Here is a 24,406-nt window from a genome sequence, read left to right on the forward strand (position 1 = left end):
CGGGGTGGACGGGCCGGGCACGCGCCCGGCCCGTCCACGCCTCAGGGCAGGAGGTCGCCCGCGTGCCGGAGCACCAGGTGCCCGGCCAACGCCTCCACGTCGATGCCCGCCGCGCGCGTGACCTCGAACACCGCCGACTCGCCGGGCAGCAGCGACACCAGCCCCTCGTCGACCCGGGCCGTGGCGACCACCCGGTCCGGGAACAGCGCGAGGTCCCGCACGTACGCCGTCGCCGTGACCGTGACCCGCGCTCCCTCCGGCGTCGCCGCGACGTCGACCGAGAACGGTCGACGCCCGAGGCGCTGGTCGACGACCTCCGCGAAGTCGTGCACACGCCGCCCCGAGGTCGACCCGGTCACCACGAGCACCTCACCCGAGCGGTCCTGCGGCGCCGCGACCTCGACGGGCAGCGTGATCCGGACCGCGTCCGCCGGGTCGACCGAGACGGTCGCCGTGGTCGTCGCGAGCACCGTGCCGTCGAACGCGCGGCGCTCGACGACGACCTCGTCGGTGACGGGCGCACCGCCGGCGTTCACGACGACGACGTCGAGCCCGTCGCCCGCCGTCGACCGCTGGACCGTCGCGAGGACCTCGCGGTAGGCCTGTCGGACCGCGTACCAGACCGGCTTCCGGTGCCCGGCGTGGTCGACGAGTGCCCAGGACACCACGGGCCAGTCGTCGTTGAGCTGCCAGACGACCATGCCGGTGTTGTCCGGCGTGCGGGACCGGAACCACTCCATGCCGAAGCGGATCGCGTGCGCCTGGTTGAGCTGCGCGGCCCAGTGCCAGTCCTCGATGGTCGTCGGCGCCGGGAGGTGCCCGCGCATGCCGTCGGCGAGCTTCCGGTTGCCCTCGTGCGCCTTCTGGTGCACGAGCATCTCGTGGCCGTCCGGGTCGAGCGGCTCGTCGTGCACCACCGCGGTGAGGGTCGACCACGCGGGCGGCCCCTGGAACCCGAACTCGGCGACGAACCGCGGCTGCCAGTCGGCGTAGGCGGTGTAGTCCTTCGTGTTCCAGACGTCCCAGATGTGCACGCTGCCGTTCCGCTCGTCGTTCGGCGTCAGGTACTCGTCGAACGAGAACGGGCTCCCGGGGGTGTACGGCCGGGTCGGGTCGAGCTCCGCGACGATCGCGGGCAGCAGGGAACGGTAGTACCCGTTGCCCCAGGTGCGACCGACGAGCGACGGCCGCCACCCCCACTCGGCGTACGCCACGAGGTTCTCGTTGTTGCCGTTCCACACCACGAGCGAGGGGTGGGGACTGAGGCGGGTGACGGCCTCGCGGACCTCGGGCTCGACCTCGTCGGCCAGCCAGGGTTCCTCGGCGTAGGCCGCGCAAGCGAACAGGAAGTCCTGCCAGACGAGGATCCCGAGCTCGTCGCACCGGTCGTACAGGTCGTCGGACTCGTAGACCCCGCCGCCCCAGATCCGGAGCAGGTTGACGTTCGCCTCGACCGCGTCGTCGATCCGCTCGGCGTAGCGCTCGGCCGTCATCTCGGTGAGGTACGCGTGGTCCGGGATCCAGTTCGCCCCGCGCACGATGACGGGCCGGTCGTTGACCCGCAGGAGGAACGGCGCGCCACCCGCGTCGGCAGCCGTGTCGAGGGTGACGGTCCGGAACCCCACCCGGCCGGTCCAGACGTCGTCACCGACCTCGACCCGGACGTCGTACAGGGGCTGGTCGCCGTGGCCGCGCGGCCACCAGACGGCGACCTCGGGGACCTCGAGCCGCACGACGGCGGAGCCGGTCGTGCGGTCCGGACCGGTCGCGACGGGTCGCGCGCCGACGACCCGGCCGGCGGTGTCGGCGGGGTCGGTGGGGCGGACGGGAGGCGCGGTGTCGGAACCGGGGTGCGCTGCGGACGCGTGGTGCGGGGCCAGGGTGATCCGGGCCTCCAGTCCGGCATCCGCGTCACCACCCGCGGACGCGACGGGCGCGCTGCCGATGGCCTGCGAGAAGGCGCCGGAGGAACCGGCGAACTCGACGTCGACGTGCGCCGTGAGCACGCCGGTGGTGCCGTCGACGTCGACGAGCGGGCGGACGGCCGCGATGCGGACGCCGCTCCAGGACTCGATGCCGATCGACTTCCAGATGCCGCTCGTCGCGACGTCGACGCCCCAGTCCCAGCCGAAGTTCGACGCGTTCTTCCGCAGCGCGTTGTACGGGTGGTGGTTGACGTGCGGGAGCTCGCCGCCGTGCAGCTCGGAGAGCCGGACGGCCGCGGGCACGGGCGCGTCGAACGTGACGACGAGCTCGTTCGCGCCCGGTCGGAGCAGGTGTCCGACGGGGAACCGGTACGAGCGGTGCTGGTTCGCGGTGGTGCCGACGACGATGCCGTTGAGCTCGATCGTCGCGAGCGTGTCGAGTCCGTCCGCGACGAGGTCGTGGCGGCGCAACCCGGTGCCGTCGGCCCAGTCGAACGTCCGCCGGTACCGCCAGACCGTGTCGCCGATCCACTGCGTCGCGGCCTCGCCGTCACCGTCGAACGGATCGGGGATCCTGCTGGCGCGCAGCAGGTCGGTGTGCACGCAGCCGGGCACCACCGCCTGCACCGGGTCGCGGTGGGCATCGGCCTCCGGTGGACCGGCCACCGCCTCGAGGGTCCAGTGGCCGTCCAGTGTCGTGCGCTCCATCGCGCCTCCTCACGTCGTCGTGCAAGCTCTTGACCGGGTTAGTTTAGCCGTGTAACAATCGCGGTCACAACGACCAGGCCTGCGACGGAGCAGACCGAGAGGACAACGATGTCAACACCAAACCGTTCCCGGCGGCTCGCCATCGCGGCCGCGGCCATCCTCACCACCGCGGGACTCGCCCTCACCGGCTGCAGCTCGAGCGGGACCGCGGCGTCGTCCGACTCCGCGTCGACCCTGATCGCGTACACCGGACAGTCCGGCGACTACCAGATCAACTACAACCCCTGGTCGCCGTCGAACATCGGTGGCGTCGGGACGATCTACGAGGGCCTGTTCTTCATCACGAACGTGAACACGAACGACCCGAAGCCGCTGCTCGGCAAGAGCTATGAGTGGAACGCCGACGGCACCCAGCTGAGCATCACGCTCCGCGACGACGCGAAGTGGAGCGACGGGAAGCCCTTCACGGCGAAGGACGTCGTGTTCACCCTCGACATGCTCAAGAAGTACAAGGCGCTGAACTCCATCGGGTACGACGGCACCGCGAAGGCCGAGGGGGACGACAAGGTCGTCGTGTCCTTCGCGAAGCCGTCCTTCGTGCTCGGCCCGAACCTGCTCGGCAAGACCTGGATCGTGCCGGAGCACCTCTGGAAGGACATCGACCCGACCACCGACGTCGTGCGCAAGCCCGTCGGGACCGGCCCGTACACGCTCGGCACGTTCAAGGCGCAGGCGTTCACCCTCGAGGCGAACAAGGACTACTGGGGCGGTGCCCCGGCCGTGAAGACGATCCGCTACCTGTCGCTCTCCGGCAACACCGCGGGTGCCGACGCCCTGTCGCAGGGCTCGATCGACTGGCAGACCGGCCCGGTCCCGAACATGGACGACATCCCCGGCCACTACCAGGGCTACGACGGCATCACCGTCGGCCAGAACCAGATGGCCCTGCTGACCTGCTCGTCGACGGCGCTCGGCTGCTCGGGCCCGCAGACCGACCCGGCCGTGCGGCACGCCATCGCCGACGCGATCAACCGCAAGCAGCTCAACTCCCTCGCGTTCTCGAACACCGCCAGCGAGATCTCGCCGACGTTCGCACTGACGACGACGCAGGAGGACATGATCTCGAAGGACGTCTCGCCGGCCGTGATGCCGTCCGGTGCCGACACCGACGCCGCGGCCTCGACGCTCGAGGACGCCGGGTACGCCAAGGGTGCCGACGGCATCTACGCGAAGGACGGCGAGAAGCTGTCCCTGACGGTCGAGGTCGTCACCGGCTGGACCGACTACATCACCGCGATCGACACGATGACGCAGCAGCTCAAGGCTGCCGGCATCGAGCTCAAGGCGCAGCAGTCGTCGTGGAACGAGTGGACCGACAAGAAGACCAAGGGCAACTACCAGCTCGCGATCGACTCGCTCGGCCAGGGCCCGACCGCGAACCCGTACTACCTCTACAACAACTACTACTCGACCGCGAACACCGCGAAGGTCGGCGAGGCGGCCCCGATGAACATCGCCCGTTACAGCAACCCCGAGGTCGACGCCGCGCTGCAGAAGCTCGCGACGATCAACCCGGAGGACACCACGGCGACCCAGCCCGAACTCGACGTCATCCAGCAGCACGTCGTCGAGGACATGCCGTACATCCCGATCATGACCGGCGGCACGACGAGTGAGTTCCACGCCGCGAAGTTCACCGGCTGGCCGACGAAGGACGACCTGTACGCGTTCCCGGCGGTCTGGGCGAGCCCGGACAACGCCGAGATCTTCAAGGCCCTCAAGCCCGCCAAGGGCTGAGGCGAGGACTGCGACCGAGGAGCGCTCGTATGCACTACTTCCTGCGCAAGATCGGCTTCTACATCGTGGCCCTCTGGGCGGCGTTGACGCTGAACTTCATCATCCCCAGGCTCCTGCCCGGGAACCCGGTGGACATCCTGCTCGCCAAGCTCCAGCAGCGCGGCGGGCAGGTGACCCCGGCGACCCGGCAGGCGTACGAGCTGCTCCTCGGTGGCAACTCCTCGGAACCGATCCTCGCCCAGTACGGCCAGTACCTGGGCAACGTGTTCCGCGGTGACCTCGGGGTATCGGTGAGCTACTTCCCGGCACCGGTGACCGAGGTCATCGGGAGCTCCCTGCCGTGGACGATCGCCCTCGTCGGCATCGCCACCGTGCTCGCCGCCGTCATCGGGGTCGCCCTCGGCGCCTTCGTCGGGTGGCGACCGGGCACCTGGCTCGACTCGTTCGTGCCGGCCACCACCCTGCTCGCCGCGGTGCCGTACTTCTGGCTCGCGCTGATCCTCGTGTACTTCTTCGCCACCGGACTGCACCTGTTCCCGGCCCAGGGCGGCTACGACGTCGTCCTCACGCCGGGGTTCAACGGCGAGTTCCTCATGTCGGCGCTCAAGTACGGCGTGCTGCCCGCCGCGACGATCGTGCTCGCCTCGCTCGGCGGCTGGCTGCTCGGGATGCGCAACATGATGGTGTCCACGCTGTCCGAGGACTACATCACCACGGCGCTCGCGAAGGGCCTGCCGCACGGCAAGGTCCTCCGCAACTACGCCGCCCGCAACGCCGTGCTGCCGTCGGTCGCCGGGTTCGCGATCTCCCTCGGGTTCATCGTGTCCGGGTCCGTCGTCACCGAGCAGGTGTTCTCGTACCCCGGCATCGGGTCGAAGCTCCTGTCCGCGGTGACGAACAACGACTACGCGCTCATGCAGGGCATCTTCCTGTTCATCACCCTGGCGGTCCTCGGCGCGAACCTCGTCGTCGACCTGCTCTACGGGCTCATCGACCCGCGCACCCGGGCCCGGAGCTAGGAGGACACGACCATGACCAACATCCAACAGGAGACCGAACCCACCATCGGCGCCCTCACCGAGGAGGCCGAGGCCGGTTCCACCCGGAGCATCGCGACCGCTCGTCGTGGCCGGCCGAAGGGCGGCCTCCGCCGGTTCCTCCCCACGCTGACGCCGTGGCTCGTCACGGGCATCGTGCTCATCGTCGGCGTCGCCCTGTTCGGGCTGCTCGGCCCGCTGCTCGTCGGCGACCCGAGCGCCATCCGCGACTCGGGCATGCAGCCGCCGAGCGCCGACAACCTGCTCGGGACGACCCAGACCGGGCAGGACGTCCTCGCCCAGCTCGCGTTCGCCACCCGGGGCAGCCTGCAGATCGGCCTCATCGTCGGTGTCCTCGCCACGGTGCTGTCGGCGTTCTTCGGCATCCTCGGCGCGTACCTCGGCGGGATCATGGACGAGGCGTTCTCGCTCTTCTCGAACGTGTTCCTCGTGATCCCGGGCCTGCCGCTCGTCATCGTCATCTCGGGCCTCGTCCCGCAGGAGGCCCGAGGCCTCTGGACCATCGCCATCGTCCTCGCGATCACGTCGTGGGCCGGGTCCGCCCGGGTCCTGCGCGCGCAGACGATGTCGATCCGGAACCGCGACTACGTGTCCGCTGCGCGGGTCGCCGGGGAACGACCGTGGCGGGTCATCGCGGTGGAGATCCTGCCGAACCTGCTGCCGGTGCTCGCGTCGCAGTTCGTGTTCGCCGTCATCGCCGCGATCCTCGGCGAGGCCGGGCTGTCCTTCCTCGGCCTCGGCGCCTCGAACTCGTCGACGCTCGGCACGATGCTCTTCTACGCGCAGAACGGCTTCGCGCTCGCCCAGGGCGCCTGGTGGTGGTTCGTCCCGCCGGGGCTCCTCATCGCACTGCTCGGCATGGGCCTCTCCCTCGTCAACTTCTCGATCGACGAGGTCATCAACCCGCGGCTCGCGAACGTGCGGGCGCAGCGACGGCGTGAACGTCGCGCACGTCGTGCGGCCCGTCGTCCGGGCCCAGGAGGCGCGGCTCGCCTCACCGAGACCACCACCGACCGGAAGGGGGTCGCCCGATGACCCGGGACGCCGTCCTCACCATCGACCACCTCGACGTCGTCTACGAGACCGAGCACCCGGTGCACGCCGTCAAGGACGTCTCGCTGACGCTCGCGCCCGGGGAGATCCTCGGGCTGGCCGGGGAGTCCGGCTGCGGCAAGACGACGCTCGCCTACGCCATCACCCGGCTGCACAAGCCGCCGGCGAAGGTGACGTCCGGCAGCATCACGTTCCACGACCGGGACGGCAGCGACGTCGACCTGCTCGGCCTCGGCGACGAGCAGCTCCGTGCCGTCCGCTGGTCGAAGCTGTCGATGGTGTTCCAGGGGGCTATGAACGCGCTCAACCCGGTCACCACGATCCGGGCACAGCTCGACGACGCGCTCGTCGAGCACCGCCGCGGCATGCCCCGCAAGGAGCGTCGGGCGATCGCGGAGGACGCACTCCGCCGGGTCGGGGTCGACCCGTCCCGCATCACGGCGTACCCGCACGAACTCTCCGGCGGCATGCGGCAGCGCGTGATGATCGCGATGGCGATGCTGCTCGAGCCGCAGGTCATGATCATGGACGAGCCGACCACCGCGCTCGACGTCGTCGTGCAGCGGGAGATCCTCCGCGAGATCGTCCGCCTGCGCGACGAGCTCGGCTTCGCGGTCGTGTTCATCACGCACGACCTGCCGCTGCTGCTCGAGATCAGCGACCGGATCGCGATCATGCTCCGCGGCGAGGTCGTCGAGTGCGCCACCGCCGACACCATCCAGCACGACCCGCAGCACCCCTACACCCGGCGGCTGCTGCAGTCCTTCCCGAGCCTGTCCGGCGCCCGCGGCGACTTCATCCGCACCGGGGCGAGCATCGACGGCTCGGACCTCGACACCCAGGAGGTCGTCCGATGACCAGTGTGACCGTCAGCCACCTCGGTAAGGACTTCCACACGCGGAAGGGCCTGCGCCGGACCACCCTCCGCGCCGTCGACGACGTGTCGTTCGAGCTCCTGCCCGGACGCACCGTCGCCCTCGTCGGGGAGTCCGGTTCGGGCAAGTCGACGATCGCCCGGATGCTCGCGAAGCTGGAGAGCACCACGCGCGGCTCGATCGACGTCCGGCTCGAGGACGGCACCCCCGTCGTCGGCAGCATGTACCGCCGGCACGTGCAGATGGTGTTCCAGGACCCCTTCGCGTCGCTCAACCCGTTCCACTCCATCGAGCACCACATCGCCCGCCCGCTGCAGCTCCACCACCGTGCGCGCGGCGCCGAGGAGACCGCCGAACGCGTCCGGGAACTGCTCGGCCGCGTGAACCTCGACGAGGACTTCGCGTCCCGCCGCCCGCACGAGCTCTCCGGCGGGCAGCGACAGCGCGTCGCGATCGCCCGGGCCCTCGCACCCGGCGCGCAGGTGCTCATCGCCGACGAGCCCGTGTCGATGCTCGACGTGTCGATCCGGCTCAGCGTGCTCAACCTCATGGGCCGGCTGCAGCGCGAGGACCACCTCGCCGTGCTGTACATCACGCACGACCTCGCCACTGCGCGGCACTTCTCGGACGAGATCCTGGTGCTGTACCGCGGCCGGGTCGTCGAACGGGGCCCCTCGGACGCGGTCATCCTCGACCCGCAGCACGACTACACCCGGCTGCTCGCCGAGGCCGCCCCCGACCCGGAGCGCACCGACCGCCGGGTGACCTCGGGACCGGCACTCGACCGCTCCACGATCGACAACACCACCTGCTACGACCACACCCTGGGGGAGTGGGTGACGAGTTCGCCGGCACCGGTCGGGGCGGTCCGGGCCGGGACGCTGTGAGTCCATTCGTCGACTGGGTCACGCCCGGGTTCTCGGCACGGTTCCGGATCGCGTCGGACCGACCGGTCGCCCTGGTGTCGTTCGTGCCGACGGGCGGGGCGCTCGCCGACGGCCCCGAGGACCCGCAGCCGCTCGTCGAGCTGACCACCATCGGCCACGGCAGGTTCCCCGGCGGGTTCCGGCACGTCGACTCCACCATCGGCGCACGGCTCCGGTACGTGTCGCACGACGACGCCCCCGTGTCCGTGGGCGGGACCGGATCAGGGCCCGCGGACACGACCGGGGCGGTGGACGGGACCGACCTGTGGTTCCGGATCGTGCAGGAGGACGCGGCCACGCGCCTCCAGGTCGTGTCCGTGTTCTGCGCGCGTGCCGGCGTCGGAGCGTTCCGGACGTGGACCGAGGTGTCGGCGCCGGAGGGCGAGCACGTCGTCGACTTCGTCTCGTCCTTCGCGACCGGGGCGTTCCTGACCGACTCCGGTGCGACGGTCGACGAGCTGTCGTTGACCCAGGCCGGGAACGACTGGGCAGCCGAGAGCCGGTGGCGCACCGATCCGCTGCGGTCGATCGGACTCGCCCGCATCGATCGCGAGGCGCAGCACCACCCGCCCCGCAGCCGCGCCGTCGTGCAGAACCGCGGCTCGTGGTCCACCGGTGAGGCGCTGCCGATCGGCGTGCTGCACGCTGCCGACTTCGCGCTCGTGTGGCAGGTCGAGCACAACGGGCCGTGGCTCTACGAACTGGGGGAGACCCGGCGGCGCGCGTACGTGCTGCTGAGCGGACCGACCGACCAGGAGCACCAGTGGAGCGCCGTCGTCGCTCCGGGACAGCCGTTCGTGTCCGTGCCGGTGTCGGTCGGGATCGCCGGCTCGGTCGGCGACGCGTTCGCGGTGCTCACCCGGCAGCGTCGGGCGTTCCGGCACGTGCGACTCGCCGACCACACGCTGCCGCTCGTGTTCAACGACTACATGAACACGCTCATGGGCGACCCCACGACCGAGAAGCTGCTGCCGCTCATCGACGCGGCCGCCGACGCCGGTGCCGACCTGTTCTGCATCGACGCCGGCTGGTACGCCGAGGGGCACTGGTGGGACACCGTCGGCGCGTGGGAGCCCGCGGCGTCGCGGTTCCCGACCGGGCTCGGCTCCGTCATCGACCACATCCGTTCGCGCGGCATGCAGGCCGGGCTCTGGCTCGAACCCGAGGTCGTCGGGATCCACTCGCCGCTGGCGTCGTCGTTGCCGTCGTCCGCCTTCGTGCACCACCGCGGGGTGCGGGTCGCGGAGCACGGCCGGCACCTGCTCGACCTGCGCTCGCCGGATGCCCGGGCGCACCTCGACGCGGTCGTCGACCGGCTCGTCGGGACGCTCGGCGTGACGTTCTTCAAGATGGACGACAACACGATGACGGGGTCGTTCGACGGGCAGCTCGAGCACCAGCGGGCGCTGCTGGACTGGCTCGACGACGTGCAGGCCCGCTACCCGTCGCTCCTCATCGAGAACTGCGCCTCGGGAGCGATGCGCGCCGACTTCGCGATGCTGTCCCGGTTGCACATGCAGTCGACCTCGGACCAGCAGGACCCGGTGCTGTCCGCCACGATCGCCGCCGCAGCGCCCGCGGCGATGCTCCCCGAGCAGGCGGGGAACTGGGCGTACCCGGCGCCGTCGATGTCCGACGACCTGTTCACCCTGTCGCTCGTCAACGGCGTACTCGGGCGGATGTACCTGTCCGGGTACCTCAACGAGATGTCAGCGGCGCAGCTGGGTGTCGTGGCGGCGGCGATCGAGGCGCACCGGACCGTGCTCGCGGACGTGTCGTCGGCGCTGCCGGTGTGGCCGCTCGGGCTGCCCGGGTGGGAGGACACCTGGGTCGCGCTCGGCCTCGACGTGCCGGACGGGGATCTGTACCTGTCGGTGTGGGCGTTGCCGGGGGCGTCGTCGTCGGTGTCGTTGCCGCTGCTGGCGCTCGTGGGGCTGCCGGTGGAGGTGTCGCCGCTGTTCCCGACGGCGCTCGGGGCCTGGGAGGTCTCGTGGGACGCCGACGCGGGGGTGCTGCACGTCGACCACGGCGGGGCCACCCCGACGGCCCGGGTGTTCCGCGTCCGGCGGGACCCGGGCGTCCGGTCGGGAGGGGCCGGCGCGCGGCGGTGACCGGGGCGCGCGCCGGATGGCAGACGGCGCGTGTTCCGGGACGGGAGGCGCGGTGCGGGCAGGCGCCGCGCCTCCCGTCCGGTGAGGCCGAGGCGGGCGCGCGGCGCGCCGCGGTGCGGTTCGGTGCGGCGCGGACGGGATCGTGTGGTCGCCTCTGACCGTTCTGGTTCGGGATCCCCGGGATTCGCGAACCGGAACGGTCACGCGCTCAGGCTGGTCCGATCGGTCGAGCGTCCATCTCTGTCGGGCCTCGTCGATGTCGAGCCGGAACTGCCAGTGCTCCCGCGGTGACTCCTGGTGGACGCCGTCGATGACGGTTCGTCCCCGTCGTCGGAGGGCGGCGAGCTCCTGGGCGACCGCGGGACCGCCGGGGCGGGGTCAGCGCAGCAGGCCGAGCTCCATCGCGCGGGTCACGGCGCGCGTCCGGTCGTTCACGCCGAGCTTCTCGAACACGTGCCCGAGGTGCGTCTTGACGGTGGTCTCGCTGAGGAAGAGCGTGCGGCCGATCGCCGGGTTCGAGTTGCCCTGCGCGACGAGCTGCAGGACCTCGAGCTCGCGCGGTGACAGCGTCGGCCCGGTCGTGGGCTTGCCGGTCGCGCGGCGGACGAGGGCAGCTGCGGCCGAGGGTGCGAGTGCCGTCCCGCCCCGTGCCGTCGCGCGGAGGCCCGCGAGGATCTCCGACTCCGGCGCCGCCTTGAGCAGGTACCCCGCGGCACCGGCCTCGATCGCGGCGAGGATCTGGTCGTCCGACTCGTACGTCGTCAGGATGAGCACGCGGACGCCCGGCTCGCGGGCGAGGATCCGCGCGGTCGCGTCGTCGCCGTCGAGGCCGGGCATGCGGAGGTCCATCAGGACGACGTCGGGTCGTTCGGCGAGCGTGATCGCGACCGCCGCCTCGCCGTCGCTCGCCTGCCCGACCACCTCGACGTCGTCGGCGTCCTGGAGCAGCGCGACGATGCCGGCGCGGACGATCGGGTGGTCGTCCGCCACGACGACGCGGATCACCGGTGCACCTCCGTCAGTGGTGCGCCGACTGCCGGGAGGCGCGGCTCGGCCCCGGTGGGCAACGTCACCTCGACGACGGTGCCACGTCCGGCCTCGCTCGTGATCGCGCAGGTGCCGCCGGCGAGGGCGAGCCGCTCGCGCAGGCCCCGCAACCCGTGGCCGGCGGTCGGGAGGGACGCGTTGAAGCCGACGCCGTCGTCCGAGACCCGCAGGCCGACCCTGTCGGCCGCCACGTGCAGTGCGACCCGCGCCGTGGCGGCGTGGGCGTGCGCGCGGACGTTGGCCAGTGCCTCCTGGGCGGCGCGGAGCAGCACCACCTGCGCGTCGCGGTCCAGCGCGCAGTCCGCTGCCTCGACCGTGACCGGGACGCCGGTCTCGCGCGTGAACCGCTCGCCGAGGCGGTGCAGGGCGGCGCCGAGTCCGTCGCCCGCCACCCCGGCAGCGCCCGCAGCGACGAGGGTGCGGGACTCTTCGAGCGCTGCGCGGGCTGACTCCTCGAGGATGGTGAGTCGCTCGTCGAGTCGGTCGACGCGTTCGGCCGCGAGGTCCCCGCGGGCGCGCTCGGTGAGCATGACGATGCCGGCGAGGTTCTGTGCGACGGTGTCGTGGATCTCGCGGGCGAGGCGTTCGCGTTCGCTCGTCACGCCGGCGCTGCGGTGGGCCTCGGCGAGGGAGTCCTGGGTCGCACGGAGTTCGTCGAGCAGGCGGCGTCGCTCGTCGGAGAGTTCGGCGATCCGGGTGATCCAGAGTCCGAGCGCGCAGGCACCCGCGATGCTGACGCCCTCGATGAGGACCGTGCTGACGAGGCTGTCCGGGCCGCTCGCGATCTGGAGCCCGATCCCCGCGGCGACGCCGATCGCGACCGACACCACCACCGCCGTCCGTGTCCGCTCGATCTGGCACCACGCGACGGGGAAGAGGATGCACTGCACGAGGGCGGTGCTCGGGACGACCGCGGGGAGCACGAGCGCCGCGAACACCAGCAGCGGCACGAAGCCGGCGGCAGCGCGGGGGACCTCGTAGCCGCGCCACCCGTACGCCGCGTAGGCCACGGCGAGGACGCCGAGCATCGCGAACGCCGGCCACCGGTCCGTCCACGGGGACCACCCGAGCACGGTGATCACCGCGACGAGGGCGATCGTGACGCCGAACGCCACGTGCAGGCCCCAGTTGCGGTGCGCCGTGATGCGGTCCATGGCCTCAGCATCCCATCGCCCGGATGCCGCCGAGCGGTTTTCCACAGGCCGGATCACGCGTCCTTGCGATTCCACCGGAACGTCAGCAGGCAGGCCACCGTGCCCAGGACCAGCCACGCTGTCAGGACGAGGGCTCCGAGGCCGAGGTGCCACGCGCCTCCTGGCTCGGCGGACGCGAACGCGTCGGGCAGGAAGACCGACCGCATGCCGGACGCCATCCACCGCAGGGGGAAGACGGACGCGACGTTCTGCAGCCAGTCGGGGAGCTGCGTGAAGGGGAGGTAGACGCCGGAGATGAACTGGAGGACCAGGACGATGGGGACGATCGTGGCGGTGGCGCGGCGGCCCTCGCGGGGGAGCGCCGAGATCGCGATGCCGAGGACGCAGCTCGTCGCGACCCCGAGGAGCATGATGCCCGCGAAGTGCGCCCACGCGCCGCCGTCGGTGGGCAGGTCCACGCCGAAGACGAGGCTCGCGATCGCCAGCAGCAGGGCGGTCTGCACGACCGTCGTGACGAGGACCATGCCGATCTTGCCGATGAAGTAGCTCACCACCGGCAGGGGTGTGCCGCCCAGACGCTTCAGCGTGCCGTCGCTGCGTTCGCCCGCGATGTCGACGCCGAGGGACTGCGTGCCGGACAGCAGGAAGCCCGTCGCGACCAGGCCGGGCAGGTAGTACGTGGCGTAGTCGACGCTGACGTTCGGGCCCGCCTGGATGTCCGGCGCGCTGCTGAACGCGACCGAGAAGAGCGCCAGCATGACGATGGGGAAGAGGAAGGTGAAGAAGACGGCGTCGGGGGCTCGGAAGTACGAGCGGAGTTCGTAGCCGATGCGGTGCGCGCCGATCGTGGCGGCGTTCGCGGTGGTCGTGTTCGTCGTCGCGGTGCTCATCGGTGGCCGACCATTCCGAGGTAGACGTCCTCGAGGGACGGGCGGATGACTTCGAGGTCGTGCATGGGTTCCGGGGTGCTCCGGATCAGGGCGGTCGGTTCGTTCGTGCGCCGTTCGTGGGGTTCGCCGACGTCGTCACGCCACCTGACGCGTGGGGTGCGGGCCTCGGCACCGCCGATCTCGTCGATCGGGGCGATGTCGAGCAGCCGGCCGTCGGCGATGACCGCTGCCCGGTCGGCGAGGTGTGCGGCCTCGTCGAGGTAGTGCGTGGTGAGGAGGATCGTCGTGCCCTCGCGCTTGACCTCGTCGATGAGCTCCCAGAAGCGGCGCCGGGCCTCCGGGTCGAAGCCGGTCGTGGGCTCGTCGAGGAAGAGGACCTCGGGGTGGCCGATGATGCCGAGGGCGACGTCGACGCGGCGCCGTTGGCCGCCGCTCAGTCTGCTGATGCGGGTGTTGCGCTGCGGCTCGAGCCCGGTCCTCTCGAGGAGCTCCTCGACGCTGCGGTGCCGCGGGTACAAGGTCGTGAAGTGCCGGAGCTGTTCCGCGACGGTGACGTTGGGGGACTCGGCGCTGGTCTGCAGGACGATGCCGATGCGTGCGTTGTGGCTGCGGCTCGTGCGGGCGGGGTCGTGGCCGAGCACCCGGACGTCACCGTCGGTGCGGGTGCGGTAGCCCTCGAGGATCTCGACCGTCGTGGTCTTGCCGGCGCCGTTCGGGCCGAGGAGCGCGAAGGTCTCGCCGCGGAGGATGTCGAAGGAGACGTCGTCCACGGCGCGTTTGCCGGTGGCGTACTGCTTCGTGAGGTGGTGGACCTCGATGGCGGGGGTGTCGGGCATGGGTCCAGCCTGGCCGGTCGTGCACGGTGGTGGCTCGGCCGGGTGGCTCGACCCGCATCCTCCGATCGGGGGATGCCGGTGCACCGCCGATGGGCACCGATCTGTGCACAGTGATTCGTCCGAGATGCCGATACTGATATGTTGCCGGTGGGATCGCGACGGAGGGCGTTGCGACGGACGGGGGAGACGATGGCTGATCTGCGGGTCTCGTACGCAACGCTCGACGGCGTGCACGACGCGCTGGACGCAGCGCAGGAGTTGTTCGCCAACGCCTCGGTGCCCACCGACGCCGGAGCGTTCGGCGCGGACGAGGTCGCCGACGCCTTCACGGTGTTCCGTACATCGCAGGAGCGCTCGACCGGGTGGCTGGCGGACACGAGCCGAACGCTCGCGCAGTACGCGCACGACACGAAGTCGCTCGTGCAGGACGCCGACGCCGAGCTCGCGGGCAAGGTCGGCGGCAAGTGATGACCGCCGACCCGTTCGCCGGCGACCCCGGTGCCGTCGCGAAGCTGTCGAGTGGTCTCGCCGGTCACCAGGACGACCTCAGCGCCGGAGCCCACAGCGTCGCCCGCGCCGCGGAGGATGCGGACGACTGGAGGGGCACCTCGAAGGATCGCTTCTCCGTCACCGTCGGCACCGTCCCGCGCGCGGCTCGACGCATCATCGGCCGGCTCGACGCGGCTATCGACGTACTCGACACCTACGCCGACGACGTGCGGGCTATCCAGGACGAGGCGGAGCGGATCCGTGCGGCACAGTTGACGAACGCCATGGAAGTCGCTGCGAACACCGTGTCGCTCTCGGCCGCGGTGGGGGCCGCCGCGGGGAAGGACGCCACGGAGGCTGACGGACGACAGGCCCGACGGCTGCGGTCCGACGCGGACGACCTCGCGGCGACGGCTTCGCGGCTGCAGGCGGAATGGGACGCGCTCGTCGAACGACGGGCCGCCGCGGACCGTGCTGCGTCGGCCGGGCTGTCCGACACCGAGGTGCTCGGCTGGGCACCGTCGTACTCGGGGACGCTCGGCAGGATGAGCGACGCCGACTTCCTCGCTGCCGTCGCCGCGATGCCGCCCGAGGTCCTGGCGGCGCAGGATCGGTCAGTCGGTGATCGGCTCGCCGGGCTGCCGCCCGAGACGGTGCAGGCGTGGTGGGACGGTCTCGGTGGCCGGGGATCCGGCGGGGTGCACTCGGCGGCGCAGGACGCGCTCATCACGGCGTTGCCGGCGGTGATCGGGAACCTGGACGGCGTGCCGTACTGGGCGCGGGACCAGGCGAACCGGTTGAGCGCGCAGCGGGCGTCCGCGCGGGCGCAGGACGACGTGGACGCGGCGCGGAAGGCGCTGCACGCCGCGGGACCGAGCGCCCGGCGTGCGGCGCAGCAGGAGCTCGACGACGCCGCGGAGCGGCTCGCAGCTCTGGACAACTTCATCGCTGCATCGCGGACGACCCTCCGCGACGTGGACGGCATGGCTCGGCAATTCGTCTCGTTCATCGACGGGCAGCCTCCCCTCGGAGCGGTGTCGATCGGCGACCTCGACACGGCAGTCAACGTCAGCTACCTCGTGCCCGGAATGGGCACCACCCTCGAGGACACGACCGTTCTGATGAAGGCGGGTTCCAACGTGATCGCAACGCAGCAGCTCTCCGAGGGGGGACGAGACACCGCGATGGTCACGTGGATCGGGTACGACGCGCCGCGCAACGCGCTGACGACAGGCGATCTCGGCGTGTTCGGATTGGCTGACGCGGCGGCAGGGGCAGACCGTCTCGCCGCGGATCTCGGTGGATTCCGAGCGACCCGGCCGGACGCGAAGCTCAACGTTGTCGCGCACTCGTACGGATCGACGACGGCATCGATCACCCTGCACGAGCATGCCGATCTCGGCGTGGGCAGCTTCGTGACACTGGGCTCCGCGGGCATCCCCGGGCACATCCCGAACGCCGGAGCGATCCACGCCGAGCGCATGTACGCGGCGCAGGCCGAAGAACGGTTCAACGTGGCGCACATCGGACAGGTCCTGAGCTACCCCGAGCGCATCGACCCGACCTTCAAACCGTTCGGCGCGACCGAGATCGACGCGTCGCACGTCAACGGATCCTCCGCGGTCAACGTGCACGACCTGTACGTGAACCCGAACGGCGCCGACGACGCAGATCACGGCTACCTCGACCTCGACACCAACACGTTGATCGAGACGGCGAAGGCGACGCTACGGTGAATCCGATGACGACGCGCGCGCACACGACCATCGCAGTCGCCATCCTGGCCGCTGCTGCCAGCCTCGCGCTCTCCGGGTGCGGGACGACGAGAGCGGGACAGCCCATGACGATCGACGAGGCACAGGCGGAGGCAATCGCGGAATTCCGATCCGCGCTCGCGTTGGCTCCGGACACGTGGCCGCAAGAGGTGCCGAAGCCGGCCGTCTTCGACTGCCGGATCGATGGGGTGCGAGCCGTGCAGTTCAGCTACTTCGTCGCGGTCGAAGCGCCGGCCGCTCCTGGCGTGCTCGTCGCGCAAGCCGGCGAACATTGGGAGCGCGAGGGCTACGAGTTGTCGAAGACACAGACGGAGATGGACCCGGAGACCGGTCAGGTCTACGCCGTGGTGGCGCGAGCCGACGGCAAGCCCCGTGCTTCGATGGCAGCCACCAAGGTCCGCGCGCACGTCAACGTGGACTCGCGCTGCGTCCTCGGCGACCCGGACGACTACCGGTGACGGCCGGGGAACCCGAGTCCACCGCCGGGGAGAGCGCGACGGCTGACGACCTGCGGCTCCGGCGCAACCGGCTGATCTTCGGGATCGTCGTCGCGCCGATCGGAGTCCTGATCGCACTCTTCCTGTCGTTCGTGGTGCAGATCAGCTACGCGTGGCGATCGACGAGCGACGGCGGGGCCGCGGCCGGACCGCAGATCGTGGCGATCGTGATCGGCCTGCTCGCCACAGTCCCAGCGCTCATCGCCGGGATCCGAGCGCTCCGTGATCGAGTGCTCGAGGTGGCGGCATCGGGAGCGACGGTGGTCGCGGGCCTCGGGTTCGTCGCAGTCGTGCTGCTCGTCGTCGTGCCGGCGTTCGACGTCCTGCCGCGAGCCGCGCGTGAGGCGGACGCGTACCAGGAACAGCAGCGGCTGGACGAGCTCGACGACGTCGACTCCGGATTCGGGCCCGGATCGGCCGAGGAGGCGGGCCAGGAGATGCAGGAGTACGTCGACGATGCGCTGCGGCTGCTCGAAGTGGCGCCGAGCGCGGTACGGACGAGCACCTGGTCCACGAGCGGCACGACCGCCGCGGGCAACACCTGTCGGGCCTTCCACGAGCGCATCCGGCTCGGGGACGAGGTCGACCGTTCGAGCACGGCGGAGACCCTGCGGACGGCGTGGAAGGCCGAGGGCGACCAGACCGGGTTCGATGAGCGGAACGGCCGCCTCGAGCTCAGTGTCTCCTCCGCCGACGCCACGATCTCGTGGCTCAAGGCCGACAACGTGCTGCTGGTGGAGAGCGACTGCATTCCGTCCGGGGCGCCCTGACGGGCAGCGATGTGCCCTCAGCGCAGGCGCGTGGACGCGATCCCACCGTCGACGTCGAGCGTCCCGCCGTTCACGAACGCCGCCTCGTCCGACACCACCCACCGGACGGCGCGGGCGATGTCGACCGGCTGCACCGGCACCCCCGCGGGCGTCCCCTGCGTCATCGCCGCGAGCACGTCCGCCGAGTCTGCGTTCCCCGGCGTGGCCGTCGCACCCGGCGCCACCGTCACGACCCGCACTCCGCGCTGCCCGTACTCGGCCGCCCACGCCCGGGTCAGCTGCTCGACCGCGGCCTTCGTCGCCGGGTAGAGGCCCATGTACGGCACCCCGACCCGGGCCATCCACGAGCCGATGTTCACGACGACGCCGGACCCGCGCGCGGCCATCCCCGGGGCGAGCGAAGCCACGAGGACGTGCGGTGCGCGGACGTTCGTCGTGAGCAGCGCGTCGACGGTGTCGTCGGACAGGGACTCCGTCGGACCGCCGGGGTAGACGCCGGCGTTGTTCACGAGGACGTCGACGTGACCGCCGAGCAGCTCCCGGGCCGAGGCGGCGAACGCCCGGACGTCGGGAGCACCCGCGGAGAGGTCCGCCACGATCGGGAGGGCTCGGCCACCCCGGCGCTCGATGTCGTCGGCGACAGCACGCGTGCGGACGGCGTCGCGGCCGTGCACGGCGACGGTCATGCCGGCGGCCGCGAGCTCACGGGCGACTGCCTCACCGATGCCGCTCGAGGCGCCGGTCACGAGGGCAGTGCGGACGGTGGTCTGGTCAAGGAGTGCAGTGGTCATGCATCGATGCTCGATCCCCGCGCAGCCCCGCACCTTGCCGGATCCAGCGGGAACCTTGCCGGATCCCGCACGAGTTCCTCGACGCCGGGGACACGACTTCCTCGACGCCGGGAGAACTGCGTAGCGTGGGCACGTGGATGATCGCACGGCGCAGCACCTCGACCGCGCGGTGGAAGTGGCCTCGCGGCACGCCGCCGTGCTCGACCGGGCGTCCACCGTCGACACCGTCGCCCGTCCCGCCTCGGTGCAGCGGGCCGAAGCACTGGGCCTGACCGTCTCCCGCGTCCACGAGCCGACCGGACTCTTCGACCGGCGGTACGTGCCGTCGTTGTCCGTCGTCCTCCGCGGCCGGAAGCGCTCGATCGTCGGGGACGACGACCAGGTCTGGGGTCGCGAGCGGTTCATCATCACGCCGGTGGACCTGCCCGTGGTCGCCGGGGTGCTCGACACGGCAGGCAGCGACGGCTTCGTCTCGGCGGTCTGGAAGCTCGACCCGGTCGTCGTCGGCGAGGTCGTGGCGTCGATGTCGAGCACGATTTCCAGCACGAGCCGCACGGACCTGCCGCGACTCGGCACGTGGACGGCCCCGCTCGCCGATGCCGTCAGCCGCCTGCTCGCGTTGCTCGACGCCCCCGAGGACATCCCCGTCCTGTTCCCCCTCGTCTCGCGCGAGATCATCCTCCGCCTGCTGCAGACCTCGCAGGCGCCACGCATCGCCGCCGCGCTCGACCGCGCCGGAGCCGACGCCGGACTGGTCACGGCGGCGACCGCGCTCCTGACCGGGCGGATGGACGAACCGTGGACGATGGAGCGCCTCGCCCGCGTACTCCGGGTCAGCGAGAGCACCCTCTTCGCCCGCTTCAAGCAGGCCACCGGCATGTCACCCGCGCAGTACCTCAAGCGGACCCGACTCGGGGAAGCGCGTCGCCGCATGGTCCTGCACGCCGACACCGCGACCCGCGCCGCGGCCGCCGTCGGCTACCGCAGCGCCTCCCACTTCTCGCGGGACTACCGCGAGGCGTACGGCCGGCCCCCGGCCGCCGACGCCGTGGTGGCGCGCGAACAGCTGGCGCTCGCCCCCGCCGTGTAGCCGGCCCAGTGCCGGATTGGAGGCGCGGGTCGGCGGTGATTCGCGCCTCCAGTCCGACGGATGGTGCGTCCCGACCACCGCCACCGGCTCGCTCGCTGGGTACGGCTGAGCGACGTCCGGTAGACCGGAACGGTGAAGGTCGTAGGAGTCGAACAGTTCGGAGGGCCGGAGGCCCTTGCCGTCCACGAGGTGCCGGAGCCGCACGCCGGTGCGGGGTCCGTGCGGATCCGGGTGCAGGCGTTCGCCGTGAACCCGACCGACACCGGTGTGCGCGCCGGCCAGCGGGACAGCTCGCAGGCCTCGGCGCCGTACGTGCCGGGGATGGACGCCGCCGGGGTCATCGACGAGGTCGGGCCCGACGTCTCCGGGTGGGAGGTCGGCGACGAGGTCATGGCGATCGCGCTGCCGCTCAGCGCCCACGGGGGTGCGTACGTCGAGGAGCTCGTCGCGCCGGTCGGGTCGTTCACGCGGATCCCTCGGGGGACGTCGCTTCCGCTCGCGTCCACCGTGCCGATGAACGGGCTGACGGCGTTGCAGATCCTCTCGCGAGCGGGACTCGTTCCCGGGCAGACGCTCGCCGTGACCGGGGCTGCGGGGTTGCTCGGGAACTACGTCGTGCAGCTCGGGGTCGCTGCTGGCCTCACCGTCATCGCGGATGCTGCTCCTGCGGACGAAGCGCTGGTCCGGTCGCTCGGGCCGTCGCACATCGTGGCGCGTGGGGATGGGTTCGCTGCTGCGGTGCGTGCGCTCGTGCCGGACGGGGTCGATGCGCTCGCCGATGCTGCGGTGCAGCGGACCTCGGTGGTCGATGCCGTGCGCGACGGGGGAGTGTTCCTTGACGTGCGGGGGTGGGAGGGCAACGGGGCTCGCGGGATCCGGTTCGAGCAGATCGCCGTGTTCGCGGAGTACCGGTCGTTCGAAAAGCTCGATCAGCTGCGGCATGCGGTGGAGAGTGGGACGGTGACGCCGCGGGTTGCGGAGGTGGTGCCGGCGTCGCGGGCGGCGGAGGCGCACTCGCGGCTGGAAGCGGGTGGGACGCGGGGGCGGTTCGTGTTGACGTGGTGACGAGTCGCGGAGGTTGCATTGTTGATATCCAGGATTTCAGATTCGCGCCGACTTCTGTTTCACTCCTGACGACCGCCTGATCACGGGCGAACGAAGGAGAACAGATCAATGAACAAGCACGTGTTGCGCCTCGCCACCGCATTCGCAACGGTCGCGGTGCTCCCCGCACTGACCATGACGGGACTCGCCCACGCGTCCGTTGACGGTAGCGCCGCGACGAGCGGGAGCGCGACCGCGGACGAGGTAACGGTGCGCGGCGCGACCGAGGTCGTCGGTGGGGGCACGTGGTCGTACGGGGTGGACAGCACCGATGTGTTCTCCGCGTACGACAACCGCAAGGTGACGCACAGCACCGCGGTGCGGTCGTGGGGCTCGACCGTCAGCTCAGGAAAGGTCGCCAAGGGGAAGATCGCCTGGGCAAGCAAGGGCAAGGCGCCGTTCGGGAACACCTCGTACTGGAACATCCACTGATCCGGAGTTTCGCGACCGTCACGGTGCTTGCCGTGACGGTCGCCGTCCTCCTAGCGACCGGTCTGGCCGTTTTCGCGGTCGGGCACGCCGAGGCCCTCGGACTCACCAGCGGCCGGACGACCATCGATCTGATCGACGTTCCGTTCGGGCCGACGAAGGCGGAGCACGTGAACGAGCTCCGCGACGTTGCCCGCTCGCACAACGTCGACTTCGCGCTCGTGACACCGGCGCGCAACGGGGCGCCGGCGGAGTTCGACGCCTACGTGTTGTCCGGAGGCGTCGCACCGTCGACCTTCTGGACACGAACGGCGCAGCACTCGAGCGCCGAGGTCGGGGACGCGGTGATCCTCTGGACCTACGCGATCGACGGCACACCGAGTGACATCGTCGCGTTCTTGCAGTCCCTGCGAGCGGCAGGATTCGAGTACTCGGTCGTCGCGCTCGAGCCGGTGACCGTCCTCGCATCGACGGTTCTGCGCCCCGGTATCGCCGCAGTCACACTCGCGACGATCGCCGGTCTGCTCATCGCACTCGTCGCCGAGTCGCGCCGACGGCTGCCACGCAACCGCGCGCGATCGATCGTCGGCTGGTCGCGGCGCCGGATCGCATCGCGTGAGGCGCTCGACGGCGTCGTCCTCGTCGTCGCGTGTGCCGTGCCGGTCGTGGGCGGCCTCTTGGCCTTCGTCGCGATCCGTGGTGCGTCCCCGGCGCTCATCGCCTTGCTCGTTCCGGTGACGGCGGCGCTCATCATCAGCCTTGCAGCCTTCGTGGTCGTCGTCAGCGCAGGCTCGACGGTGCTTCCCGAGCGCTTCGGAACGCTGATCGCCAGGGGCACCGCGCACACCGCGATCGTCTCGACGGCCGGCGTGCTGCTCGTCGTCCTTCTGACTTCGACCAGCCACACGCTCTTCGATCAGGTCCAGACGACCCGTGTCCTCGATGTTTCGCTCGCCGCGGAGGCGACTGCAGGTGACGACGTCACGCTCGGCGTCGGCTTCGCGAGCGAGGAGCAGGACCTTGCGCTCGGAACGATCGGCGCTGGGGCGCTGGAGCACGGCACGGCGCGGATGTCCATGACGAACTTCGCGCCGGACTCGCTCCTGATCGCCGGTGCTCCCACGGATCCGTTGCTGGACGGCGGCACGTCGCCGGCACGCGACGGCGTGACCGTCCTCGTGCCCGAACGTCTCGCGAGTGATCGGGCGCGGATCCGAGCGACGGTCGCTGAAGCGTTCGCCGACGGCTGGGAGGTCGACGACACCGAGCCGACCCGTGCAACGCCGATCGACGTCGAGATCGTCGCCAGCACCGCACCGCTCGTGCAGTCGGCGGATCGGTGGGTCACGTGGCTCGCGCCGCGGAACGACGGCTCCGACGACGTCCCCGTGATCGTCCTGCACACCCTCTCCGATCTGGCGCCCAACCGCTTCGGCACGGCCGTGCACAACGGCGAGGTCCGGTTCGCCGATCGGGACGCGCTGGTGAGTGACCTCCGCGAAACGTCGGCCATCGACGTGGTCACGCAGATCAACCGCGTCGGAGCGACCATCGAACGGGAACGTGCCACCGTGCAGATCGACACGATGATCGCGATCGGTGCCGCATGTGCGGGAGGGGCCTCGATCCTGTTCGCCGCCGTCCAACTCGTCGGAGACCACCGCCGGCGAACCGCTCCAGTGCTGCGGCTGCGAAGCCTGGTAGGACGTCGATCGGCTGCGACGCACGTCCCGTTCGTGGCCGTCTGCGCACTGGTCTCCGCCTGCGCTGCTTCGGTGACCTCCGCGAAGGAGAACGGGCTTCTCGCCGCTGGCCTCGACGCACTGACAGCCGGCCTCGGAGTGGTCGGCGTCCTCACCGTGGTCCTCGGGGTGACCACCCATCGAGATCGGATCGGCAGATGACTCCTGAACCGTATGTCCGCGTCGCGGAGCTCGAGTACGGCCTCGGACCGCGAACGCTGTGGGGCGGAGTCGCGTTTGACGTCGGACCTGGCTGTTCCCTCGCGCTGCGCGGCGCCTCGGGCTCGGGGAAGAGCACCCTCCTCCACTGTCTCGCCGGTATCGACCGGGGGTACAGCGGATCCGCCGTCGTCCTGGGAATGTCGCTCGCAGACGCATCGGAGCGGGTGCGACGGCGTCTTCGTCGGAGTGACGTCGGTTGCGTCGTGCAGGACCACGCCGTGGTGCCCGAATGGACGGTCGAGGCGAACCTGCGCGTGCTCCAGCTGCCGGGCGTCGGGCGGGCCGAGCTCGACGCGCGGATCGGCCACGCGTTGCTGGCCGTCGGGCTCGGGGACCGACGGAGAGCAAGGGCGGGACTGCTCAGTGGTGGTGAGCAGCAGCGGGTCGCGGTGGCTCGTGTGCTCGTGCAGCGGCCGCGGGTGGTGTTGGCGGACGAGCCGACGGCGTCGCTGGATCGGGAGAGCGCGGCGCGGGTGCGGGCGGGGCTCGACGTGCTTCGGGCCTCGGGGAGTGCGGTGGTGGTGGCGACGCATGATGCGGAGCTCGTGGAGTGGGCGGGCGATGCAATCGAGTTGGACCCGCGGTGACGTTCCGGAGTCCGGCTCCGCGCAGCATCGTGTTCTCCGTGCTCTCCTTCTGCGCACCGATCGTCGTCGCGGCGACGGCGGGAGCCGCCGTGACGGGCTTCGACGGCACCTCGATCGTCGTGCTCGTGCTGCTGGTCGGCGGCGTGGGAGTCGCCATCTGCGGAGCGAGGCGGACCGCGGCGTTCGTCTCCGTCAGCGAGCACGACGTGACTCTCGGGCTCGCGCCGTTCTGGTGGACTCGACTCCCGCTCCGCGCGGTGCGTGGGGTGACGCTGGTGAACGTCGACGCGTGCGCGGCGTGGGCGGGTATCGGCATCAAGGGGCGCCAGCGTACTCGGCCCGGACGGCTCTACTCCGTGGGCGGTGCGCACGGCGTGGCGATCATCATGGACGACGGGCGACGCGTCACGGTGGCATTTCCTCGGCGTGAGACCGCTCTGCGTGTGGTCGAGGCCATCGATGCCATGAGGAGCGCCGTCCGGTTGCAGTCGTGACGTCGTCCGTCAACCGTCGGCCGTCGGCCGTTCGCC

Annotated in this window: 22 protein-coding genes; 16 read left to right on the forward strand and 6 right to left on the reverse strand. The window is 71.1% G+C overall.

What is annotated here, in order from left to right; genetic code table 11:
• Positions 1-41 precede the first annotated feature (41 nt).
• The gene (locus BJK06_RS14930) at positions 42-2,633 is read right to left on the reverse strand and encodes a glycoside hydrolase family 2 protein (protein WP_070418537.1); all 2,592 of its coding nucleotides are present in this window, start codon (positions 2,631-2,633) and stop codon (positions 42-44) included.
• 108 nt (positions 2,634-2,741) lie between these two features.
• Between BJK06_RS14930 and BJK06_RS14935 the strand changes: the two genes are divergently transcribed.
• From BJK06_RS14935 to BJK06_RS14955, 6 genes are read left to right on the forward strand one after another with little or no spacing between them, the layout of a single operon-like run.
• The gene (locus BJK06_RS14935; protein WP_070418538.1) at positions 2,742-4,430 is read left to right on the forward strand and encodes an ABC transporter substrate-binding protein; all 1,689 of its coding nucleotides are present in this window, start codon (positions 2,742-2,744) and stop codon (positions 4,428-4,430) included.
• A 29-nt stretch (positions 4,431-4,459) separates the two neighbouring features.
• Positions 4,460-5,449, forward strand: a complete 990-nt coding sequence (locus tag BJK06_RS14940; RefSeq protein WP_070418539.1) for an ABC transporter permease — start codon at positions 4,460-4,462, stop codon at positions 5,447-5,449.
• A 12-nt stretch (positions 5,450-5,461) separates the two neighbouring features.
• Positions 5,462-6,523, forward strand: coding sequence for an ABC transporter permease (locus BJK06_RS18935; RefSeq protein WP_219810643.1), 1,062 nt, complete (start codon positions 5,462-5,464; stop codon positions 6,521-6,523).
• The gene (locus BJK06_RS18940) at positions 6,520-7,398 is read left to right on the forward strand and encodes an ABC transporter ATP-binding protein (RefSeq protein WP_092387808.1); all 879 of its coding nucleotides are present in this window, start codon (positions 6,520-6,522) and stop codon (positions 7,396-7,398) included. Before BJK06_RS18935 ends, BJK06_RS18940 begins: the two co-directional genes overlap by 4 nt.
• The gene (locus tag BJK06_RS14950) at positions 7,395-8,303 is read left to right on the forward strand and encodes an ABC transporter ATP-binding protein (protein ID WP_070418540.1); all 909 of its coding nucleotides are present in this window, start codon (positions 7,395-7,397) and stop codon (positions 8,301-8,303) included. The genes BJK06_RS18940 and BJK06_RS14950 overlap by 4 nt, the downstream gene beginning before the upstream one ends.
• Positions 8,249-10,453 (forward strand): glycoside hydrolase family 36 protein, encoded by a 2,205-nt coding sequence (locus BJK06_RS14955; RefSeq protein WP_070418541.1) that lies wholly within the window; start codon positions 8,249-8,251, stop codon positions 10,451-10,453. The genes BJK06_RS14950 and BJK06_RS14955 overlap by 55 nt, the downstream gene beginning before the upstream one ends.
• Before the next feature lie 378 nt (positions 10,454-10,831).
• On the opposite strand, the gene BJK06_RS14960 is transcribed toward BJK06_RS14955, so the two are convergent.
• From BJK06_RS14960 to BJK06_RS14975, 4 genes are read right to left on the reverse strand one after another with little or no spacing between them, the layout of a single operon-like run.
• Complete coding sequence (locus tag BJK06_RS14960; protein WP_070418542.1) at positions 10,832-11,458, reverse strand: response regulator transcription factor; 627 nt, start codon at positions 11,456-11,458, stop codon at positions 10,832-10,834.
• Positions 11,455-12,654, reverse strand: coding sequence for a sensor histidine kinase (locus tag BJK06_RS14965; protein ID WP_070418543.1), 1,200 nt, complete (start codon positions 12,652-12,654; stop codon positions 11,455-11,457). Before BJK06_RS14965 ends, BJK06_RS14960 begins: the two co-directional genes overlap by 4 nt.
• A 53-nt stretch (positions 12,655-12,707) precedes the next feature.
• Positions 12,708-13,544, reverse strand: coding sequence for an ABC transporter permease (locus tag BJK06_RS14970; protein ID WP_070418544.1), 837 nt, complete (start codon positions 13,542-13,544; stop codon positions 12,708-12,710).
• Positions 13,541-14,380: an ABC transporter ATP-binding protein gene (locus BJK06_RS14975; RefSeq protein WP_070418545.1), complete on the reverse strand. Its 840-nt coding sequence runs from the start codon at positions 14,378-14,380 to the stop codon at positions 13,541-13,543. The genes BJK06_RS14970 and BJK06_RS14975 overlap by 4 nt, the downstream gene beginning before the upstream one ends.
• 189 nt (positions 14,381-14,569) lie before the next feature.
• Here BJK06_RS14975 and BJK06_RS14980 point away from each other — a divergent pair, with 189 nt between their 5' ends.
• Genes BJK06_RS14980 through BJK06_RS14995 form a run of 4 tightly spaced genes read left to right on the forward strand, consistent with a single transcriptional unit; the run spans position 14,570 to position 17,911 of the window.
• Positions 14,570-14,848: a hypothetical protein gene (locus tag BJK06_RS14980; RefSeq protein WP_070418546.1), complete on the forward strand. Its 279-nt coding sequence runs from the start codon at positions 14,570-14,572 to the stop codon at positions 14,846-14,848.
• A complete protein-coding gene (locus BJK06_RS14985; protein WP_070418547.1) occupies positions 14,848-16,605 on the forward strand; it encodes an alpha/beta hydrolase in 1,758 nt (585 codons plus the stop codon). The genes BJK06_RS14980 and BJK06_RS14985 overlap by 1 nt, the downstream gene beginning before the upstream one ends.
• Before the next feature lie 5 nt (positions 16,606-16,610).
• The gene (locus tag BJK06_RS14990; RefSeq protein ID WP_070418548.1) at positions 16,611-17,102 is read left to right on the forward strand and encodes a hypothetical protein; all 492 of its coding nucleotides are present in this window, start codon (positions 16,611-16,613) and stop codon (positions 17,100-17,102) included.
• Entirely contained in the window at positions 17,099-17,911 is an 813-nt protein-coding gene (locus BJK06_RS14995) for a hypothetical protein (protein ID WP_070418549.1), read from the forward strand. Before BJK06_RS14990 ends, BJK06_RS14995 begins: the two co-directional genes overlap by 4 nt.
• Before the next feature lie 17 nt (positions 17,912-17,928).
• Here the strand turns inward: BJK06_RS14995 and BJK06_RS15000 are convergent, their stop codons facing one another.
• Positions 17,929-18,702: an SDR family NAD(P)-dependent oxidoreductase gene (locus BJK06_RS15000; protein WP_070418550.1), complete on the reverse strand. Its 774-nt coding sequence runs from the start codon at positions 18,700-18,702 to the stop codon at positions 17,929-17,931.
• Positions 18,703-18,835: 133 nt separating this feature from the next.
• Here BJK06_RS15000 and BJK06_RS15005 point away from each other — a divergent pair, with 133 nt between their 5' ends.
• The 6 genes from BJK06_RS15005 (at position 18,836) to BJK06_RS15030 (ending at position 24,370) form a co-directional block, all read left to right on the forward strand.
• A complete protein-coding gene (locus tag BJK06_RS15005; protein WP_070418551.1) occupies positions 18,836-19,792 on the forward strand; it encodes an AraC family transcriptional regulator N-terminal domain-containing protein in 957 nt (318 codons plus the stop codon).
• A gap of 132 nt (positions 19,793-19,924) precedes the next feature.
• Complete coding sequence (locus tag BJK06_RS15010; protein ID WP_070418552.1) at positions 19,925-20,857, forward strand: NADP-dependent oxidoreductase; 933 nt, start codon at positions 19,925-19,927, stop codon at positions 20,855-20,857.
• 249 nt (positions 20,858-21,106) lie between these two features.
• A complete protein-coding gene (locus tag BJK06_RS18870; protein WP_181015100.1) occupies positions 21,107-21,328 on the forward strand; it encodes a lactococcin 972 family bacteriocin in 222 nt (73 codons plus the stop codon).
• Complete coding sequence (locus BJK06_RS18875) at positions 21,223-23,229, forward strand: hypothetical protein (protein ID WP_181015101.1); 2,007 nt, start codon at positions 21,223-21,225, stop codon at positions 23,227-23,229. The genes BJK06_RS18870 and BJK06_RS18875 overlap by 106 nt, the downstream gene beginning before the upstream one ends.
• Entirely contained in the window at positions 23,226-23,876 is a 651-nt protein-coding gene (locus BJK06_RS15025) for an ABC transporter ATP-binding protein (protein WP_070418555.1), read from the forward strand. The genes BJK06_RS18875 and BJK06_RS15025 overlap by 4 nt, the downstream gene beginning before the upstream one ends.
• Positions 23,873-24,370 (forward strand): hypothetical protein, encoded by a 498-nt coding sequence (locus BJK06_RS15030; RefSeq protein WP_070418556.1) that lies wholly within the window; start codon positions 23,873-23,875, stop codon positions 24,368-24,370. The genes BJK06_RS15025 and BJK06_RS15030 overlap by 4 nt, the downstream gene beginning before the upstream one ends.
• Positions 24,371-24,406: the final 36 nt, after the last annotated feature.

Origin of the sequence: Curtobacterium sp. BH-2-1-1 (assembly GCF_001806325.1) — a bacterium.
Taxonomy (GTDB): domain Bacteria; phylum Actinomycetota; class Actinomycetes; order Actinomycetales; family Microbacteriaceae; genus Curtobacterium.

Bases quoted from the DNA above. Each gene is read 5' to 3' on its own strand.
- BJK06_RS14975 (WP_070418545.1), bottom strand. From the start codon at position 14,380: ATGCCCGACACCCCCGCCATCGAGGTCCACCACCTCACGAAGCAGTAC.
- BJK06_RS14940 (WP_070418539.1), top strand. From the start codon at position 4,460: ATGCACTACTTCCTGCGCAAGATCGGCTTCTACATCGTGGCCCTCTGG.
- BJK06_RS18935 (WP_219810643.1), top strand. From the start codon at position 5,462: ATGACCAACATCCAACAGGAGACCGAACCCACCATCGGCGCCCTCACC.
- BJK06_RS14965 (WP_070418543.1), bottom strand. From the start codon at position 12,654: ATGGACCGCATCACGGCGCACCGCAACTGGGGCCTGCACGTGGCGTTC.
- BJK06_RS14930 (WP_070418537.1), bottom strand. From the start codon at position 2,633: ATGGAGCGCACGACACTGGACGGCCACTGGACCCTCGAGGCGGTGGCC.
- BJK06_RS15000 (WP_070418550.1), bottom strand. From the start codon at position 18,702: ATGACCACTGCACTCCTTGACCAGACCACCGTCCGCACTGCCCTCGTG.
- BJK06_RS14980 (WP_070418546.1), top strand. From the start codon at position 14,570: ATGGCTGATCTGCGGGTCTCGTACGCAACGCTCGACGGCGTGCACGAC.
- BJK06_RS18940 (WP_092387808.1), top strand. From the start codon at position 6,520: ATGACCCGGGACGCCGTCCTCACCATCGACCACCTCGACGTCGTCTAC.
- BJK06_RS14990 (WP_070418548.1), top strand. From the start codon at position 16,611: ATGACGACGCGCGCGCACACGACCATCGCAGTCGCCATCCTGGCCGCT.
- BJK06_RS14970 (WP_070418544.1), bottom strand. From the start codon at position 13,544: ATGAGCACCGCGACGACGAACACGACCACCGCGAACGCCGCCACGATC.
- BJK06_RS14935 (WP_070418538.1), top strand. From the start codon at position 2,742: ATGTCAACACCAAACCGTTCCCGGCGGCTCGCCATCGCGGCCGCGGCC.
- BJK06_RS15025 (WP_070418555.1), top strand. From the start codon at position 23,226: ATGACTCCTGAACCGTATGTCCGCGTCGCGGAGCTCGAGTACGGCCTC.
- BJK06_RS14985 (WP_070418547.1), top strand. From the start codon at position 14,848: ATGACCGCCGACCCGTTCGCCGGCGACCCCGGTGCCGTCGCGAAGCTG.
- BJK06_RS14950 (WP_070418540.1), top strand. From the start codon at position 7,395: ATGACCAGTGTGACCGTCAGCCACCTCGGTAAGGACTTCCACACGCGG.